Below are 16,705 nucleotides of genomic sequence, written 5' to 3'. Positions count from 1 at the left end.
GGCGGGCGGGAACGCACCCTCCGTGGCAGGGATCGCGAGCCCGCGCGGCACGCTGCCCGACGCCGTCCCCTCCTCCGGGTGCGCGAGGTCGCCCCGGTGGGCGGGGTCGCCCGAGCGGGCGGGGCCGCCCGGGTGGGCCGGCTCGCCGGGGTGGGCGACGTCGTCGGGCACGGGACCTCCGGTCGGTAGGAGCGGGCCGCACCAGGCTAGCGACCGCGCGCTCGCCCCGTGCGCGGATCGGTTACCGGCCGGTACGGCGGACGGCCCGCGGTCCGATACCGTTGTCACCATGCGCCTGCACGTCGCCGACCACCCGCTCGTGGCCCACAAGCTGACCGTCCTGCGGAACAAGGAGACGACGTCCTCGACGTTCCGGCTCCTCGTCGACGAGCTGGTCACCCTCCTCGCCTACGAGGCGACGCGGGACGTACGCGTCGAGCCGCACGAGATCGAGACGCCCGTGACCAGGACGGTCGGCGTCCGGCTCGCGGAGCCGCGCCCCCTCGTCGTGCCGATCCTGCGCGCGGGCCTCGGCATGCTCGAGGGCATGACGCGGCTCCTGCCCACGGCCGAGGTCGGGTTCCTCGGGATGCAGCGCGACGAGGAGACGCTCGAGGCGGTCACGTACGCGAACCGCCTCCCCGACGACCTCACGGGCCGGCACGTCTTCCTGCTCGACCCGATGCTCGCGACCGGCGGCACGCTCGTCGCGGCGATCGACTACGTCTTCGCGCGCGGGGCGCGCGACGTCACCGCCGTGTGCCTGCTCGCCGCGCCGGAGGGCATCCAGGTGCTCGAGAAGGCGGTCGGCGAGCGCGTCGACGTCCAGCTCGTGGTCGCCGCGGTCGACGAGCGCCTCGACGAGAAGGCGTACATCGTGCCCGGGCTGGGCGACGCGGGCGACCGCCTGTACGGCGTCGTCTGACCCTCCCACCTGCACGAACACCCGCCGGGACGCCCCGGCGCCCGCTCGGCACGCCCGGAACGCGAGATCGCGGCGGTCCGCATGATGAGAACTTCCACGGCTCCTCTTGGCGTGCCGTGCGCTCCGCTGCCATGCTCGCTCCCGTGAGCACCTCGACCCGTCCCGTCAGCGCGCCGTCCGGCGTGCTCCCGGGCGCGGTCGTGTGCGTCTGTTGTCAGGCCTGAACCCTCTCCCGCACCTCGGTTCAGCCCTCGACCCCTGCCGACCCGCCGGACTCCCGGCGTCGCCGTCGGCCCGACGCACCCGGAGCCACCCATGACGCTCACCGCTACCCGCCCCGCCCGCCGCACGCCGTCGGCCCGCGTCCCCGCCGCCCGGGCGACGACGCCGCGCCCCACCGCCCCGCGGCCCGCCCCCGCGCCCCGCGCGGCGGCGCCCGAGCCCGCCGCCCCGCGGCGCAACCCCGGCTTCGTGCTCTACGTCGGCGTCGACGCCGCGCCGGGCGAGCAGCCGCAGGCGCAGCTCGTCGAGCTCGCCGAGGCCCTGGGCGAGCTCGCGCGCGACTGGCTGCCGAGCGCCGAGACGTACACGGCGCTCGCCCTCGCGGAGCCCACGACCGCGACGTCGTCGCCCGTCCAGGACATCGCCGCGTTCCGCGAGCGGCTCGCGACCCTCTCGCCCGTGCCGCGCGTCGTCATCGACCCCGCGGGGCGCACGGTCACCGTGGAGGGCCGCTCCGCGCGCCTGACCTTCCGCGAGCTCGAGCTGCTGTCGTACCTCGCGCGCACGGCGCACCGCGTCGTGACGCGCGCCGAGCTGCTGGAGACCGTGTGGGCCGACCACGAGGTCGCGAGCGGCAGCCGCACCATCGACGTCCACGTGCGACGCCTGCGCGAGAAGCTCGGGCTGGAGCACGTCATCACCACGGTCCGCGGGCTCGGCTACCGGTTCGACCCGCAGACCCCCGTCGTCCTCGGCGGCTCGGGGGACGCCGCCTGAGGACCGCGCTGCCGGGCCGCGGTCGACGTGGGGGTACGTGGGGGACCACGCGCCCGGCAGCGCAACCCCCTCCTGTGACGACCCTCGCACGCCGCCCGCTCGCCGGGCGCGGACGCGCGTGCGGCGATACGTTCGGCCCATGCGCACAGTCATCGCGGGAGGTCACGGCCAGGTGGGCCGTCGCCTGGCCCGGACGCTGGTGGAGCGCGGGGACGACGTCGTCGCCTTCGTGCGGTCCGCCGCGCAGATCACGGATCTCACGGAGCTCGGCGCGCACGTCGCGCTGGTCGACCTCGAGAAGGACGACGCCGTCGCGGTGTCCTTCGAGCTCGAGGGTGCGGACGCCGTCGTGTTCGCCGCGGGCGCCGGACCCGGCAGCGGGGCGCCGCGCAAGGACGCGGTCGACCGCGCGGGCGCGGCCCTCCTCGCCGACGCCGCCGAGCGCGCCGGGGTGGGGCGATACGTCCTCGTCTCGTCGCGCGGCGTCGAGGCGGCCCGTGCCGACGAGCGCCCCGACGGCGTCGACGACGTGTTCTGGGCCTACCTGCGGGCGAAGGCCGCTGCGGAGGACGACCTGCGCGCCCGCACGGACCTGCAGTGGACGATCGTCCGGCCCGGCCGTCTCACCGACGACCCGGGCGTCGGGCTCGTGGCCCTCGCCCCCGTGGGCGACGGCGACAAGCCGCGCGGCAAGCGGCGCAAGCCCGGCGCCGCCGTCGGCGAGCGGTCCGACGTGACGCGCGACGACGTCGCGCTCGTGCTCGCGGCGGTGCTCCACGAGCCCCGCTCGGCCGGACTCGTGCTCGACCTCGTGGGCGGCGACCGCCCCGTCGAGGACGCGCTCGCCGACGTCCTGCCCTGACCGCCCGGCCCGGCGACGGACGTCGGGTGCGTCAGCCCGCGCAGCGGGCCTCGCGCTGCCAGATCACCCCGAGCGGGTCACGGTCGGGCCGGATGAGGACGTTCGCGATCCGCGCCGTGTAGTTCCAGCCGCCGTAGGACACCTTGTCGCCGAAGCCGTACCACTCGTCGACCTCCCACGCGGCGTAGCACGCGGGCGCCGCGCTGAAGGGGTCGACCACGAGCTGCTCGGACCACGATCCCGCGTGCAGGACGTACTTCGCCCCGGACCCGGAGGCCTCGCCCAGCGCCACCGTGCGGCGCTCGCCGGCCGCGAGGTCCCACTGGCCCTTCGCCTGCCCGGTGACCCGGAAGGTCAGCGGGACGTTGGAGCCCGCGTTGTCGAGGAGCACGGACACCGTGCGGAACGAGTCACCACGCTTCGCGTCGTAGTACGGGTCACCGAGGACGAGGCTGCCGCCGGGCGCCACGACCGCGCAGTCGAGCGCGTCGAACCGGGCCGTCACCGTCTCCGCGAACGGGGTGCCGAGGACCGTGCGCGACAGCTCGAACGTCACCGCACCGGACCGCACCGCGAGGGCGCCCGCGGGCAGGTCGACGCTCGCGCTCGCACCCGGCGCGACCTCGCCGAGGTCGCGCGTGCCGAACGGGGTGCGGACGACGACGCGGGTCGGCTCGTCGGCGTCGTTCCGCAGACCGGTCGTGAGCACCACCCCGCCCCCGCCGGGCGCGCACTGCGTCGTCGCCGTGAGGGTCGCCGCCCAGTCGGGCACGTACGCCGCTCCCCGGTAGGTCGCCGCGAGGGTGGAGTCCTGGAAGCCCTTGCCGAGCACCCAGCGGTACTGGCGGAAGGTCACCTTCCCGGCCTTGACGTCGAGCTTCCCCGTGTCGATCGTGAACGTCGCCGTCTCCCCCGGTCTGATGCCGTTCACCGGGGCGGAGTCCCCGAGCGCGCCGCCGAGCATCCGGGCGTCGAGCGTCTCCGCCGTGTCGTTCGTGAGAGTGCCGACGAGCCGGATCGAGCCGTCCTGCCAGCGCGCCTCGACCGTCGCCGTGCGCGCCCACGACGGCGCGTAGGTCGTCGCTGCGTACGACGCGGTCACCGTGCTCCCCGCCAGGCCGGGGGCGTGAACCCGCTCGACCGCGAACGTGGCCGTCCCCGCCGGGACGTCCCGCACGCGGGTGTCGACGGCGAGCGTCTCGGTCGCGCCCGGAGCGACCTCCACGGGCGCGGCGCCGCCGTACGGCGTCGTCATCGTGACCCGCAGCGTCGTCGCCCGGTACGGGTTGTGGAACGTCCCGCGCACGACCGTCGAGCCGGCGCCCGCACCGTCCGGCACGACCCACGTGGCGGTCGCCGCCGCGGAGCCGTCCGCGACGGACCAGTCGAAGCAGTCGACGCCCGGGACCTCGTGGCTCGCGAGGGCCGCGCCGTCGGCGAGCACGTCGAGCGTCAGCGACGCTTCCCCGACACCGCCGGGCACGTCGACGACGGCGTCCCGGCCGCCGTCGACCGTGCGCGTCAGGTCGTCGCGACCGGCGACGGCGAACACCACGGGGACGGTCGAGCGCGTGTTGTCGTAGCGCAGCGCGACCGGGGCGGAGGACCGCTCGGTCGCCGGGTCGAGCACGCACGCCCCGACGGTCGGCGCGTCCACCGCGGGCGCGTGCCGCATGGCGTCGTACGCGGCGGTCACGACGTGCGACCTGCCCGAGCCGTCGAGCCGGGAGACGCGGAACGCGACCTCGCCCGCGGCGACCTGCCGGGATCCGGTGTCGAGGGTCAGCACGGCCTCCGCGCCGGGCGCGACGTCGACGGCGCGCGTCGTGCCGAGGTCTCCGCCGTCCAGGGCCACGCGCAGCGTCACCGCCGCGTGGTCGTTGCGGAAGGTCCCGCTCACCACGACGGAGCCGCCGCCCTCGGTGGGCGCCCACTCCGCCGCCGCCGTGCCCTCGACGCGCCAGTCGAAGCAGTCGACGCCGTCGACCACGTGCCGCGCGACGGTCTCCCCGTCCGCGACGACCGCGAACGTCGCGCCCTGCGCACCGACACCCCCGGGCACGACGACGTCACGCGTCTCGCCACCCGCGAGCGTCGCGGTGAGGTCGTCACGGCCGACGACCGAGAACGTCACCGGCACCGTTGATGCCGCGTTGTCCAGGTGCAGCGTCACCGGCACGGTCGACGTGTCCGTCTCCGGGTCGAACACGCACCGTGCGACCGTCGGCTCCGCGACCGTCGGCGCGATCGCCTGGCGGCCGAGCGCGAGCGCGAGATCGCTCGGCGGCCGCGAGACGACCGTCCCGCCACCCGGGCCGACGAGCAGCCTCTCCTGCGAGAGCAGGAGCATGCTCGCGGGCACCGCAGGCGCGTTGACGTCGACGACCAGCGAGGCGTTCTCCCCCACGCTCGCGCGCCCGGGGAGGTCGGCCGCGCGCCACGCGGGCGTGTCGGGCGCGACGAGGCCGACCGTGACAGGGGTCCCCGTCCCGTTCGTCAGGTCGGCGACGAACCGCACCGCGCCGCCCGCGTTCTCCGCGCGGACCTGGACGTCGTCGGCCCCGAGCCACGCGAGCGGCACCGCCGCGCTCAGGGTGCGGCTCGCCGTGACTGCCTGGTCGTCGGCTCCGGCCCGCACCTCGACGGGCACGTCCGCGGGGAGCACGCGGAGCGCGCCGTCGTCGCGCTGCTGGAACTCGGGCGTGAACCCGTCTTCGGCGCGCAGCTCGACGGTCAGCTCCACCGGGCGGCCCGCAGACGCGCCGCGCGCCGGAGCGGGCAGCACCGTGTCGCTCGCACACTCGAGCGCGGCGCCCCGCGTCGGGGTGGTGCAGGTCCAGTCGTCGTCGACAGGCCGGAGGGACAGCCCCTTCGGCAGCTCGGGCACGGTGAAGCGGACGCCCTGGGCATCACGGTCGCCGGTGTTGGCGGCCGTGAGCGTGAGCGTCGCGGACCCGGGGTTCGCCGCGAGCGTCACGCGCTCGTCGTCGAGCCGGACCTCCGCGCCGACGTACTTCAGCGGCGGCGGCGTGAGGTTGCGCTCCACCGTGCGCAGGCCCTCCGCCTTCACGCGCGCCGGGAACTCGTAGACGCCGCCGCCCCGGGCCGTGACCGTGACGACGAGGTCGCGCGCCTCGCCGGGCGCGAGCACGCCCACCGCGCACGCGAGCGTCCCGCCCGCAGCTGCAGGCCCGCACGGGAGCGCAGCCGTGCGCAGCACGGGCACGACCGACGCGCCGCGCGCGACGACCGACGACGTGACGGCCTCGACGCCGGCCGGCAGGTCGACCTCGACCGTGACGTTCTGCGCCGCCCTCCCGCCCGAGTTCGACACCGTCAGGCGCACGTCGGCGGGCTTGCGCGCCTCCATCTCGATGCCGGTCCCGAGCGCGACGTCGAGCGCGGCCGGAGCCGGCTCTGGCGGCGGGTCGACGGGCGTCGGCTCGCCGGTCCCCGGGTCGACGGGGGTCGAGCCGCCGGGAGCCGGGTCGGTGGGCGTCGAGCCGACCGGGCTCGTCCCGCCGGGTGCGCCCCCATCCGCAGACGGAGCCGTCGTCGCGTCGGGGGTGGCGGGGTCCGTCGGCGCCGGCGGGATGTTGGTGGGGGACGTCGGGTCCGTCGTGGGGTCGGGCGTCGGGGCGGTCGTGCCCGAGCTCGGCGAGGGCGACGGAGAGGGGGACGAGCCGGACGGCGTCGGGGACGACTGCGAGGTCGGTGACGGCGTGGGGTCGGGGGTGAAGGCTCCGAGCGCGCCCGCGACGCCCAGCCCGGCGACCGCGAGCACGCCCACGGTCACCGCCGCCGCGGCGATCGGCGCGGACGCGACCAGCGCGAGCAGGCCTCCGGCCCCGGCCGCGGCCAGGGCGCCGCCGCCCGCCGCCGCACCGCCGACGGCCGCCGCTCCGCCCACCGCAGCAGCCCCGGCACCCGCGCCCGCACCGGCCGCGCCTCCGGCGACGCTGCCCGCGGCGCCGACGGCTCCCGCCGCCGCGCCGGCCCCGCCGATCACGCCGGTCCCGGCGGCGCCCGCGCCGGCGCCGCCGCCGACGCCCGCGCCGGCCCCGGCCCCGGTCGCCGCACCGGACCCACCCGCCGCGCCGGACCCGCCGGCAGCACTTGAACCGCCCGCCGGGCCGGACCCACCGGCGCCCGATCCTCCGGCGCTCGACCCGCCGGCGCTCGACCCGCCCGCGCCGCCCGACCCACCGGCGCTCGAGCCGCTCGCCGTCCCGCTGCCCGACGCACCCTGGAGCGCGGCCGCGAGCCCGCCGGCGACCGCCGCGCCACCCGTGGTGGGCAGCGCCGTCCCGACGAGACCGAGCGCGCCCACGCCGAGCACGAGCGGGGCGATGACGGCGCGCATGCCGTGGGAGACGTCGCCCAGCTCGAGCACGAGCCCGCGGCAGTCGTCGCAGCCCTCGAGGTGCGACTCGACGCGCGCCGTCTCGCGCTTGGCGAGCCCCCCGCGCACGTACGACCCGAGGAGCGCGTTGACCGTGCGGCACTCCTCGGCGGGCACGGACGTGAGGTGCTGCTGGAGGTACGCCTGGCGCAGCCCCTCGCGGGCGCGGTACGCGAGCGCGGAGACGCCGTTCGCGGTGAGGCCCAGCAGCGGGGCGATCTCGGCCGGGGACAGGTTCTCGACCTCGGTGTACCAGAGCACGGCACGCCACCGCTCCGGCAGGTCCTGGTAGGCGCGCGTGACCGTCGAGCGCTCGAAGCCCTCGAGGGTCGGGTCCTCCGTCGAGGCCATCGGGCCGAACGCGGACTCGAACGTGCGCTCGTCGTCGGTCGGCTGCGTGCGTCGGGCCCCGCTGACGAGGTCGTACGACAGACGGCGCACGACCGTGAAGAGGTAGGCGCGGAACGTGACGTCCGGGCCGCCGCCGTTCTGCAGCACGGAGAGCGTGCGGGCGAACGCGTCGGACACGACGTCGTCGGCGTCGGCGCTCGACCGGACGTACTGGCGCGCGACCGTGCGCGCGGCGCTGGCGTGCCGCTCGTAGAGCACGCCGTAGGCGCTCGTGTCCCCTGCACGTACGGCGGTGATGAGCTCGGCGTCGCTGAACGCCTCGCTGTCCACCCGTTGTGCCTGCGTCATCGTCACCCGCCCCGGAGACCGCCCCGAACCGAGGCTACGGTGGCCATAGTAGACGCCCGTCCATCTCACGGGCAGAGGGTTCCCGCCACCGGAACGGGAACGGCGACGCTTTCAGGCTTTCGTCCCCTTTCACCCGGGACGTGAGGTCCTGGAAACTCCTCGCGGTTCCCGCGTCATGGACGGCTCGCCCGCACGTCTCATCTACATGGACCACCTCCAGGGGTACGCCGTGCCCGCGACCGACGCCGTGCGCGAGCGGTGGCGGCGCGCGAGCGCCGACAGCGTCTGGCTACGGCCGGGCGACTGGTACCACCCTGCCGTCGACGCGCTCGTCGAGGCGTTGTGCGAGGAGCGGGACGCGACGCCCGCCGCCGAGCGGCTCGGCCGCGTCCGCGCGGAGGCCGGGGTGGGGATCGGCGAGGCCATCGACGACGTCGTCTGCCTGTACCGCGCCCACGACCGCGAGCCGGTCGTCGACCTGGTCCGCGGCGTGGCGGTCGGCTGGTCCGAGGGGTACGAGGCCAGCCCCGTGGCACCGGAGGTCCTGGACCCGGAGTCCGGCCTCGCGACGACCCAGTACCTGGTGCACCGGCTCCGCGAGACGTACGGCGCGGCCGAGCGCGCGGGCGTGGACGCGACCCAGACCCACGGGCTGCTCATCGTCGACGTCGCGCTCGACGACCTCACGGGGTGGCAGCGGTTCGCGCGCTCGGCGGCGATGGGCCGCGCGCTCACCCACACGTTCGGCGAGGGCCACCCCATGGCCTCGATCGGCAACGGGCTCTTCGTCGTGCTCGGCGAGCGGGACGCGGACGACGCCATGGTGCGCACCGTGCTCCGCCACAACATCGAGCGCACCGGTCTCGCGCTGGGCGTCACGGCCATCCTGCGCAGGCCGCCGCGCGTGTGGCTCGAACCGCTCCCCCGCACCCACACGGCGGCGGTCCAGCTCCTCGACACGCTCCAGCGCTGACACAGCGACGCCCCGTCCCACGCGGGCGAGCACGTGGTCCGGGGCGTCCGGGGGCGTCTGCGGCCGGCGGGTGACCGACCGCCCGCGAGCGAGGCGGCGACCGCGCGTCAGCGCGGCGTGAAGGTGAGGCAGTCGGCGCGGTCCTCGCCGGACGCGCCCGCCCCGACGCGGATCGACGGTGCGGAGCACTCGAGCGAGGCGTTGTGGACGCACTCCGTGCGCTGGCAGGCCCCGACGTGCGCGAGCACCTTCTCCAGCCCGCCCTTCGTGCCCAGCGGGATGAACGTGGCGCACTCGGCGTCGCCCGTGTGACCGGCGATCGTCACGGCGCCCGCGTGGCACCCGTGGTCGTGGTTGTAGCCGCAGCCGTCGATGGAACACTCGACGACCTGGGGCATCTCCGTGAGGCTGCTCATCGCGATCTCCTGTCTCCGAGGACCCGCCGTGGGTCGGTCTCCGCGTTCCACGGTATTCCCGGAATTCCTCGGTGTATAGCAAGGAAGGCCTTGCTAAGAAATGCAGGAATGCGCCGCAATTAGCGCACGGCATTCTTGCGGAAATGCCGCGCCGCAGGTCAGTTGTCGGTGCCGTCGGCCCGGGGCCGCCAGATGACGAGCGCGCGCGCCTCGCCGTGCTCGACGAGCGTCTCGCGCAGGGCCTCCTCGACCCCGCGCCGCACGCTGCGCCCACGCGGCACGACGACGACGTCGCCGCTCGCCGCGGCGGCGAACACGCGGCCGCCCGGCTCGACGCGCGCCGAGAGCGCCTCGATGCGCCGCTCGAGCCGCTCGACCTGGGACTCGAGGGCGAGGATCCGCTGGATGCCCGCGAGGTTGATGCCCTCGTCGTGGCTGAGGCGCTGCACCTCGAGCAGCTTCGCGACGTCGCGCAGCGAGTACCGCCGCCCCCGGCCCGCGGTGCGGCGCGGCACCACGAGGCCGAGGCGGTCGTACTGGCGCAGCGTCTGCGGGTGCATGCCCGCGAGCGCGGCGGCCTGCGAGATGACGAGGACGGGCGCGTCCTGGTCGACGTCGCTCGCGGGAGCGCGCCCGACGCCCCCCGCGTCCCCACCGATCGAGAGATGATGAGTTTCCTGCTGGGGCATCATGGTCGCCCCCTCACTCCGCGGCCTGGCGGACCAGGTCGGCGCGCACGTCCTGGCCGGCGGTCTCGGCGGCGAACGTCTCGACGGCCTCGCGCGCGGCCTTCGAGAGCTTCTGCGGCACGGCGACCTGGACCGTGACGAGCAGGTCGCCGGTCGACTTCGCGGTCTTCACGCCGCGGCCGCGAACGCGCAGCGTGCGCCCCGAGGGCGTGCCGGCCGGCACCTTGACCTTGACGGTCGAGCCGTCGAGCGTCGGCACGGCGATGGTGGCGCCGAGCGCGGCCTCGGGGAACGTCACCGGGACCGTGATCCGCAGGTTGTTCCCGTCGAGCGAGAACACCGGGTGCGGGGTGACGTGCACGGTGACGACGAGGTCGCCGTCGGGCCCGCCGGCCGTGCCGGGGCGGCCCTTGCCGCGCAGCCGGATCTTCTGGCCGTCGCGGACGCCCGGCGGGATGCGCGTCGTGACCGTGCGGCCGTCGACGGTGAACGTCACGGTAGACCCCTCGACCGCCTGCCGGAACGGCAGGGTCGTGGCCGCCGCGAGGTCGGCGCCCGCGCGGGGCCGGGGGCCGCCGAACTGCTGGCCCGCCCCGCCGCCGAACATCGAGCCGAGGATGTCCTCGAACCCGCCCGCGCCCTGGCCGCCGGTCGAGTAGCGGACCCGGGTCCCGCCCGGACCCCCGCCGCCGAACATGCCGCCGAAGACGTCCTCGAAGCCCGCTCCCCCGGCACCGCCGGGGCCCGCGGAGAAGCGCGCGCCCCCGCCCGCCATCGCCCGGATCGCGTCGTACTGCTCGCGCTCCTTGGGGTCCGACAGCACGGCGTACGCCTCGCCGATCTCCTTGAACTTGGCCTCGGCGCTCGCGTCACCCTGGTTCTGGTCGGGGTGGTACTTGCGGGCGAGCTTGCGGTAGGCCTTCTTGATCGCGGCGTCGTCGGCGTCCTTGGGGACGCCGAGCGCGGCGTAGAAGTCCTTCTCCATCCAGTCCTGTCCGGTCACGGCGCCTCCCTCCTGTCGGTGGTCGTGGTCCTGGTCCTTCGTTCCGTGGCTGCTGCCGGTGGTCTGCTGGTGGTGATCCTCGCGTGCCCGACGGCGGAGCGCACCTCCGCGCGGGAGGTGCACCCGCGCCGTCGGGCACGAGGAAGGGGTGGCTACTGCGGGCCGACGACCGAGACGCGCGCGGCGCGCACGACCCGCTCCCCGATCCGGTAGCCCGGCTCGATGACGAGGTTCACCGTGGTGGCGGTGGCCTCGGGGTCGGGCTGGTGCATGAGCGCCTCGTGGACGGTGGGGTCGAACTCGTCCCCGACCGCGCCGTAGCGCTCGATCCCGAACTTCTCGAGCGACGCGTCGAGCTTGTCGGCGATGGCCGCGAACGGCCCCGTCAGCTCGCCGTGCTGCCGCGCGCGGTCGATGTCGTCGAGGACCGGCAGGAGCGCGGTGAGCACGTCCTCGATCCCCTTCGTGCGCGCGGCCTCCTGGTCGCGCAGCGACCGGTTGCGGTAGTTCGTGAAGCTGGCCCGCTCGCGCTGGAGCGCGTCGAGGTGCTCCGCGGCCTCGGCCTTCGCCGCGAGGACCGCGGCGTCGACCCCGGCCTCGTCGGACGGCTCGAAGTCGAGGCCCGCGAGCGGGTCCGTCTCCGCGTCGTCGCCCGCGGAGCCGCCGGCCTCGCCCTCGGGGCGGGGCCGACCGCTCTCCGGGTCGACCTTGCGCTTGTCCGTGAACTGGAAGGGCTTGTCGTCGGAGCCCTGGCCGGGCTCGCGCCCGGCCTGCTCCTCGGGGCCCTGCGGGTCGGTCGGTCCGTCGGCCGTCACTTGCGCTCGTCCTCCTCGTCCACGATCTCGGCGTCGACGACGTCCTCGTCCGGGGCGGACGTCGCGCCCGCCGCGGCGGTGGCGTCGTCCTGCGCGGCGCCGGGGTTGCCGGCGGCCTGCTCCTGCTCGGCCGAGGCGTAGAGCGCCTGGCCGATCTTCTGCGAGGACGCGACGAGCTTCTCGTGCGCGGTCTTCACGGCGTCGGCGTCCTCGCCCTCGAGCGCGGACTTGACCGACGCGATGTCGGCCTCGACCTCGGTGACGACGTCGGCCGGGAGCTTCTCCTTGTTCTCGGAGACGAGCTTCTCGGTCGAGTAGACGAACGCCTCGGCCTGGTTGCGGGTCTCCGCGTCCTCGCGACGCTTCTTGTCCTCGGCCGCGTGCTCCTCGGCCTCCTTGACCATGCGGTCGATGTCCTCCTTGGGCAGCGCCGAGCCACCCGTGATGGTCATCTTCTGCTCCTTGCCGGTGCCGCGGTCCTTCGCGCCGACGTGGACGATGCCGTTCGCGTCGATGTCGAAGGTGACCTCGATCTGCGGCACGCCGCGCGGGGCCGGCGCGATGCCGGTCAGCTCGAACGTGCCGAGCGGCTTGTTGTCGCGCGCGAACTCGCGCTCGCCCTGGAACACCTGGATGAGCACCGACGGCTGGTTGTCCTCGGCCGTCGAGAAGATCTCGCTGCGCTTGGTCGGGATGGCCGTGTTCCGCTCGATGAGCTTGGTCATCACACCGCCCTTGGTCTCGATGCCGAGGGACAGCGGGGTCACGTCGATGAGCAGGACGTCCTTGCGGTCACCGGAGATGACGCCGGCCTGCAGGGCCGCGCCGACGGCGACGACCTCGTCCGGGTTGACGCCCTTGTTCGGCTCCTTGCCGCCCGTGAGCTCCTTGACGACGTCGGTCACGGCCGGCATGCGGGTGGAGCCACCCACGAGCACGACGTGGTCGATGTCGGAGACGGAGACGCCCGCGTCGGAGATGACCTTGTGGAACGGGGCCTTCGTCCGGTCGAGGAGGTCCTGCGTCATCTGCTGGAACTGGGCGCGCGTGAGCTTCTCGTCCAGGTGGATCGGGCCGTTCTCGCTCATCGAGAGGTACTGCATCGAGATGGTGGTGCTCGTCGCGGACGAGAGCTCCTTCTTCGCCTGCTCGGCGGCCTCGCGCAGACGCTGGAGCGCGATCTTGTCCTTCGACAGGTCGACGCCCGAGCTGTTCTTCACCTGCTTGATGAGGTGCTCGACGATGCGGTTGTCCCAGTCGTCGCCACCGAGGCGGTTGTCGCCCGAGGTCGCGCGGACCTGGATCGTGGAGAAGTCGTCCTCGTCCTTGCCGACCTCGAGGAGCGAGACGTCGAACGTGCCGCCGCCCAGGTCGAAGACGAGGATGAGCTCGTCCTCCTTGCCCTTCTCCAGGCCGTAGGCGAGCGCGGCCGCGGTGGGCTCGTTGACGATGCGGGTCACGTTGAGGCCCGCGATCTGCCCGGCGTCCTTGGTCGCCTGGCGCTCGGCGTCGTTGAAGTACGCCGGGACGGTGACGACCGCGTCCGTGACGGGCTCGCCCAGGTACTCCTCGGCGTCGCGCTTGAGCTTGCCCAGGATGCGCGCGGAGATCTCCTGCGCGGTGTACTTCTTGTCGTCGATCTCCACCGACCAGTCGGTGCCCATGTGGCGCTTCACCGAGCTGATGGTGCGGTCGACGTTCGTGACCGCCTGGCGCTTGGCGACCTCGCCGACGAGGACCTCGCCGGTCTTGGAGAAGGCGACCACCGACGGCGTCGTGCGCGACCCCTCGGCGTTCGCGATGACCGTGGGCTCTCCGCCCTCGAGGACGGCGACCACCGAGTTGGTGGTGCCGAGGTCGATCCCGACTGCTCGTGCCATGTGTGTGCCTCCGTCGTTCTGGGTGCCCGACGGCGCTGCTGCGCCTCGGCACACCGGGTTGAGTCTGCTTCACTCAAGGTAGATCCGTGGTCGGTGCTCGCGCAACCTCACCCGGCTCAACTTGAGTCCATCAGGCTCAACCTTCACGCGACCCGCACTATTCCCCGCTCGCGGCCGCCCGGGACCGCGCCTGCTGGCGCGCGCGCTGCTCCGCGTAGCCCTCCTGCCAGTCGGCGGCGAGGGCCATGTCGCGGCGGCGGACCTCGTCGACCGCCAGCTCGACGGGGAAGCCCCAGGTGTCGGCGAGCACGAACAGGTGGTCGCCCGTGACGGTCGTGCCCCGGAGCCTGTCGAGCTCTCGGAGCCCTCGGTGCACCGTGCGCCGGAAACGCGACTCCTCGTCCCGCAGCACGCCGCTCAGCTCCTCGTGCTGCTCGACCAGGTTCGGGTAGGCGTCGCGGTACGACTCGGCCACGACGGCGACGAGGGCGTCGACGAACCGGTCCTCCAGCCCGAGCCGGAGCGCGTGCACCACGGCCCGGCGCACGAGCCGCCGCAGCACGTACCCGTGCGCCTTGTTGCTCGGCCGCACGCCGTCGGCGGCGAGGAACGTCGCGGCGCGCACGTGGTCCGCGATCACACGGAACGGGCGCGGGTCGTCCTCGTAGGTGCGACCGCTCAGGTCCTCGAGCCGGTCGACCAGGGGGCGCAGCAGGCTCACGTCGAACACGTCGGGGGTCGCCGTCGCGGCGGCGGCGATGCGCTCCAGCCCGCCCCCGAAGTCGATGCTCGGCTCGTCGAGGAGGACGAAGCCCTCGCTCGTGCGGCGGTAGCGCATGAACACCTGGTTGCCGATCTCGACGAACCGTCCTCCCTCGCTCGCCGGATGGGGCTCCCCGGTCGACGGGTCGTGGAGCTCCGGTCCGAGGTCGTAGAAGACCTCCGAGTCCGGCCCGCAGGGGTCGCCCACGGGCGTGCCCTCCAGGCCGCCTCCCCGGCTCCACCAGTTCTCCTCGGCGTCGTAGAGGAAGACCCGGCCGCCGCGCATGCCGTCGCGGTCGCCGTCCGCGCGGGACCCCACGTCCACGACCGGCGCCTCGATGCCGTGCTCGGCGAACACCGTGACCCAGGCCTGGACCGCCGCGTCGTCCCGGGGGATCCCGTGCTCCGCCGAGCCGCGGAAGCACGTGACGTAGAGGCGCGCGAGGTCGACGCCGACGAGCGCGAGGAAGTCGACGAACCACCGGACCTGCCGCTCGACGTCGGCCGACCCGAGGCTCCAGTTGCCCAGCATCTCGAAGAAGGTCGTGTGCCGTCGGTCGCCGACCTCGTCGATGTCCTGCGACCGCAGGCACGGCTGCGAGTCGACCAGGAGCCGCCCGGCGGCGTGCGGGCGCACGCCGAGCAGGTAGGGCATCAGCGGCTGCATGCCCGCGCCCGTGAACAGGGTCGTCGGGTCTTCGCGCAGGACGAGGGGCGCTCGCTCGATCACGGCGTGCCCCCGGGCGGCGAAGAAGGCGAGGTAGGCCGAGCGGATCTCCTGGGCGTCCATCCGTCGACCCTAGGGACCGGCACCACCGACTTCCAGGGCAATCCCGCGGCGCCGGGCGAGGACGACCGCGCCCCGCCGCGCTGGGACGCGGCGGGGCGGGTGCGGGGCAGGTGCGGGGCGGGGCGGGGCGACGGGAGCCGCGCCGCCCCTCGCTCAGATGAGCTCGACGCCGTCGGCCTGCGGCCCGCGGTCGCTCTGCCGGATCTTGAACCGGACCCGGTCGCCCTCCTCGAGCTCCTCCCCGCCGCGCACGACGGACACGTGCACGAACAGGTCCTCGCCGCCGGCGTCGGGCGTGATGAAGCCGAAGCCGCGGTCGGCGTCGTACCGCGCGACCGTGCCCTCGCCGCCGCGCACGCGACCACCGGACGCCGGACGACCGCGGTCCGAGCCCGGACGGCCGCGGTCCGAGCCCGGTCGGCCGCGGTCCGGAACCGGGCGCCCGGAGCCACCCACGAGCTGCACGTTCCGGGCGTTCGGCCCCTTGTCGCCCTCGACGACGTCGTAGGTCACGCGCGCACCCTCGGCGAGCTCGGTGAGCCCGCGGCCCAGGGCGCTGACGTGCACGAAGACGTCGTCGCCGCCGCCGTCGGGAGCGACGAAGCCGAAGCCCTTGACGTCGTCGTACCAGGACACGGTGCCGTCAGCGCCGTCCGCCGCGGGCTGCGCGGCCTGCGCGCCGAGCGGCAGCAGGTGGTCCGCCTGCGGACCCTTCTCGCCCTCGACGACGAGGAACGCCACGCGCTGCCCCTCCGTGACGACGCCGCCCCCGACGATGGCCGAGCTGTGCAGGAAGATCTCGTCGCTGCGCCCGTCGGGCGTGACGAAGCCGTAGCCCTTGGCCGGCTCGTACCAGACGACGGTGCCGAGCACGCCCAGGGGCGCGTCGGCAGCGCGGTCGCCCGTCACGCGGACGCGCCGCGCCTGCGGGCCGCGGTCGCCGGTGCCCATCTCGAACTCGACGACCTGCCCCTCGCGGAGCTGCTTCGGGCCGTCGTCACCGACGATCTCGGACGCGTGCACGAACAGGTCCTCGGCCTCGTTCCCGAGGTCGATGAAGCCGAACCCTCGGTCGGCGTCGAACCATCGGACTGTTCCCTGGGGCACCTAGGACTCCTTGCATCGACAGACAGTGCTGCTCCTAGTGTCCCCGACGACGCCGCGCCCCGGCGCCGCGGGACCGCTCGGCAGACGTCAGCGGCCGGTGCCCGACGCGCCGCCGCCCGGCTCCGTGCCCGGGTCGTCGACGTCGTCGCCGCTCCAGCTCCGCTCGTCGCCGGGGTCGACGTCGGTGGGGACCTCGGGGTCCTTCGGCAGCGAGTCGTTGGCGAGCGCGGGGAACGCGCCCGCGGTGCCGATGTCCGGCTCGCCGCGGACCGGTTCCTGCTCGTCCCGCCGGTCCTGCTCGTCGCCGGTGCCCCGGCGGTCCTGCGGCTGCGACGCGGTCATGAGCGGGCCCTCCTGGTCTCCGGCCCGGCCGCCTGGTCGAC

Annotated in this window: 13 protein-coding genes; 4 read left to right on the top strand and 9 right to left on the bottom strand. The window is 74.9% G+C overall.

Annotated elements, in window-relative coordinates:
- Nucleotides 1–289 precede the first annotated feature (289 nt).
- From upp to BXA05_RS07275, 3 genes are all read left to right on the top strand, one after another.
- Nucleotides 290–925: a uracil phosphoribosyltransferase gene (gene upp, locus BXA05_RS07285; protein WP_021482058.1), complete on the top strand. Its 636-nt coding sequence runs from the start codon at nt 290–292 to the stop codon at nt 923–925.
- Nucleotides 926–1,240: 315 nt separating this feature from the next.
- Nucleotides 1,241–1,924 (top strand): winged helix-turn-helix domain-containing protein, encoded by a 684-nt coding sequence (locus BXA05_RS07280; protein WP_076404460.1) that lies wholly within the window; start codon nt 1,241–1,243, stop codon nt 1,922–1,924.
- Between the two features lie 139 nt (nt 1,925–2,063).
- Entirely contained in the window at nt 2,064–2,786 is a 723-nt protein-coding gene (locus BXA05_RS07275; RefSeq protein ID WP_034651883.1) for an SDR family oxidoreductase, read from the top strand.
- Between the two features lie 31 nt (nt 2,787–2,817).
- Here BXA05_RS07275 and BXA05_RS07270 read toward each other — a convergent pair whose 3' ends face one another.
- The gene (locus BXA05_RS07270) at nt 2,818–7,869 is read right to left on the bottom strand and encodes a sigma-70 family RNA polymerase sigma factor (protein WP_076404459.1); all 5,052 of its coding nucleotides are present in this window, start codon (nt 7,867–7,869) and stop codon (nt 2,818–2,820) included.
- 193 nt (nt 7,870–8,062) lie between these two features.
- Between BXA05_RS07270 and BXA05_RS07265 the strand changes: the two genes are divergently transcribed.
- Entirely contained in the window at nt 8,063–8,860 is a 798-nt protein-coding gene (locus BXA05_RS07265; protein WP_244550407.1) for a hypothetical protein, read from the top strand.
- A gap of 107 nt (nt 8,861–8,967) precedes the next feature.
- Here the strand turns inward: BXA05_RS07265 and BXA05_RS07260 are convergent, their stop codons facing one another.
- The 8 genes from BXA05_RS07260 to BXA05_RS07225 all read right to left on the bottom strand — a co-directional run bounded on the left by BXA05_RS07260 (nt 8,968) and on the right by BXA05_RS07225 (nt 16,664).
- Nucleotides 8,968–9,276, bottom strand: a complete 309-nt coding sequence (locus BXA05_RS07260) for a DUF1540 domain-containing protein (protein WP_021482763.1) — start codon at nt 9,274–9,276, stop codon at nt 8,968–8,970.
- A 158-nt stretch (nt 9,277–9,434) separates the two neighbouring features.
- Nucleotides 9,435–9,836 (bottom strand): heat shock protein transcriptional repressor HspR, encoded by a 402-nt coding sequence (locus BXA05_RS07255; RefSeq protein WP_051028413.1) that lies wholly within the window; start codon nt 9,834–9,836, stop codon nt 9,435–9,437.
- 142 nt (nt 9,837–9,978) lie between these two features.
- The gene (locus BXA05_RS07250) at nt 9,979–10,968 is read right to left on the bottom strand and encodes a DnaJ C-terminal domain-containing protein (protein ID WP_061268842.1); all 990 of its coding nucleotides are present in this window, start codon (nt 10,966–10,968) and stop codon (nt 9,979–9,981) included.
- A 152-nt stretch (nt 10,969–11,120) separates the two neighbouring features.
- Complete coding sequence (gene grpE, locus BXA05_RS07245) at nt 11,121–11,783, bottom strand: nucleotide exchange factor GrpE (RefSeq protein ID WP_051028412.1); 663 nt, start codon at nt 11,781–11,783, stop codon at nt 11,121–11,123.
- Nucleotides 11,780–13,663 (bottom strand): molecular chaperone DnaK, encoded by a 1,884-nt coding sequence (dnaK, locus tag BXA05_RS07240; protein WP_021479837.1) that lies wholly within the window; start codon nt 13,661–13,663, stop codon nt 11,780–11,782. Before dnaK ends, grpE begins: the two co-directional genes overlap by 4 nt.
- 157 nt (nt 13,664–13,820) lie before the next feature.
- Nucleotides 13,821–15,215, bottom strand: a complete 1,395-nt coding sequence (locus tag BXA05_RS07235; RefSeq protein WP_076404458.1) for an alanine--tRNA ligase-related protein — start codon at nt 15,213–15,215, stop codon at nt 13,821–13,823.
- 153 nt (nt 15,216–15,368) lie between these two features.
- A complete protein-coding gene (locus BXA05_RS20680; RefSeq protein WP_076404457.1) occupies nt 15,369–16,322 on the bottom strand; it encodes a cold-shock protein in 954 nt (317 codons plus the stop codon).
- 87 nt (nt 16,323–16,409) lie between these two features.
- Complete coding sequence (locus tag BXA05_RS07225) at nt 16,410–16,664, bottom strand: hypothetical protein (protein WP_076404456.1); 255 nt, start codon at nt 16,662–16,664, stop codon at nt 16,410–16,412.
- Between the last annotated feature and the right edge of the window lie 41 nt (nt 16,665–16,705).

Origin of the sequence: Cellulosimicrobium funkei (assembly GCF_900155925.1) — a bacterium.
GTDB lineage: Bacteria > Actinomycetota > Actinomycetes > Actinomycetales > Cellulomonadaceae > Cellulosimicrobium > Cellulosimicrobium funkei.
This window is presented reverse-complemented; position numbering and strand designations above follow the sequence as displayed.

Bases quoted from the DNA above. Each gene is read 5' to 3' on its own strand.
- BXA05_RS07225 (WP_076404456.1), bottom strand. From the start codon at position 16,664: ATGACCGCGTCGCAGCCGCAGGACCGCCGGGGCACCGGCGACGAGCAG.
- BXA05_RS07275 (WP_034651883.1), top strand. From the start codon at position 2,064: ATGCGCACAGTCATCGCGGGAGGTCACGGCCAGGTGGGCCGTCGCCTG.
- upp (WP_021482058.1), top strand. From the start codon at position 290: ATGCGCCTGCACGTCGCCGACCACCCGCTCGTGGCCCACAAGCTGACC.
- BXA05_RS07260 (WP_021482763.1), bottom strand. From the start codon at position 9,276: ATGAGCAGCCTCACGGAGATGCCCCAGGTCGTCGAGTGTTCCATCGAC.
- BXA05_RS07265 (WP_244550407.1), top strand. From the start codon at position 8,063: ATGGACGGCTCGCCCGCACGTCTCATCTACATGGACCACCTCCAGGGG.
- BXA05_RS07235 (WP_076404458.1), bottom strand. From the start codon at position 15,215: ATGGACGCCCAGGAGATCCGCTCGGCCTACCTCGCCTTCTTCGCCGCC.
- BXA05_RS07280 (WP_076404460.1), top strand. From the start codon at position 1,241: ATGACGCTCACCGCTACCCGCCCCGCCCGCCGCACGCCGTCGGCCCGC.
- BXA05_RS07255 (WP_051028413.1), bottom strand. From the start codon at position 9,836: ATGCACCCGCAGACGCTGCGCCAGTACGACCGCCTCGGCCTCGTGGTG.
- dnaK (WP_021479837.1), bottom strand. From the start codon at position 13,663: ATGGCACGAGCAGTCGGGATCGACCTCGGCACCACCAACTCGGTGGTC.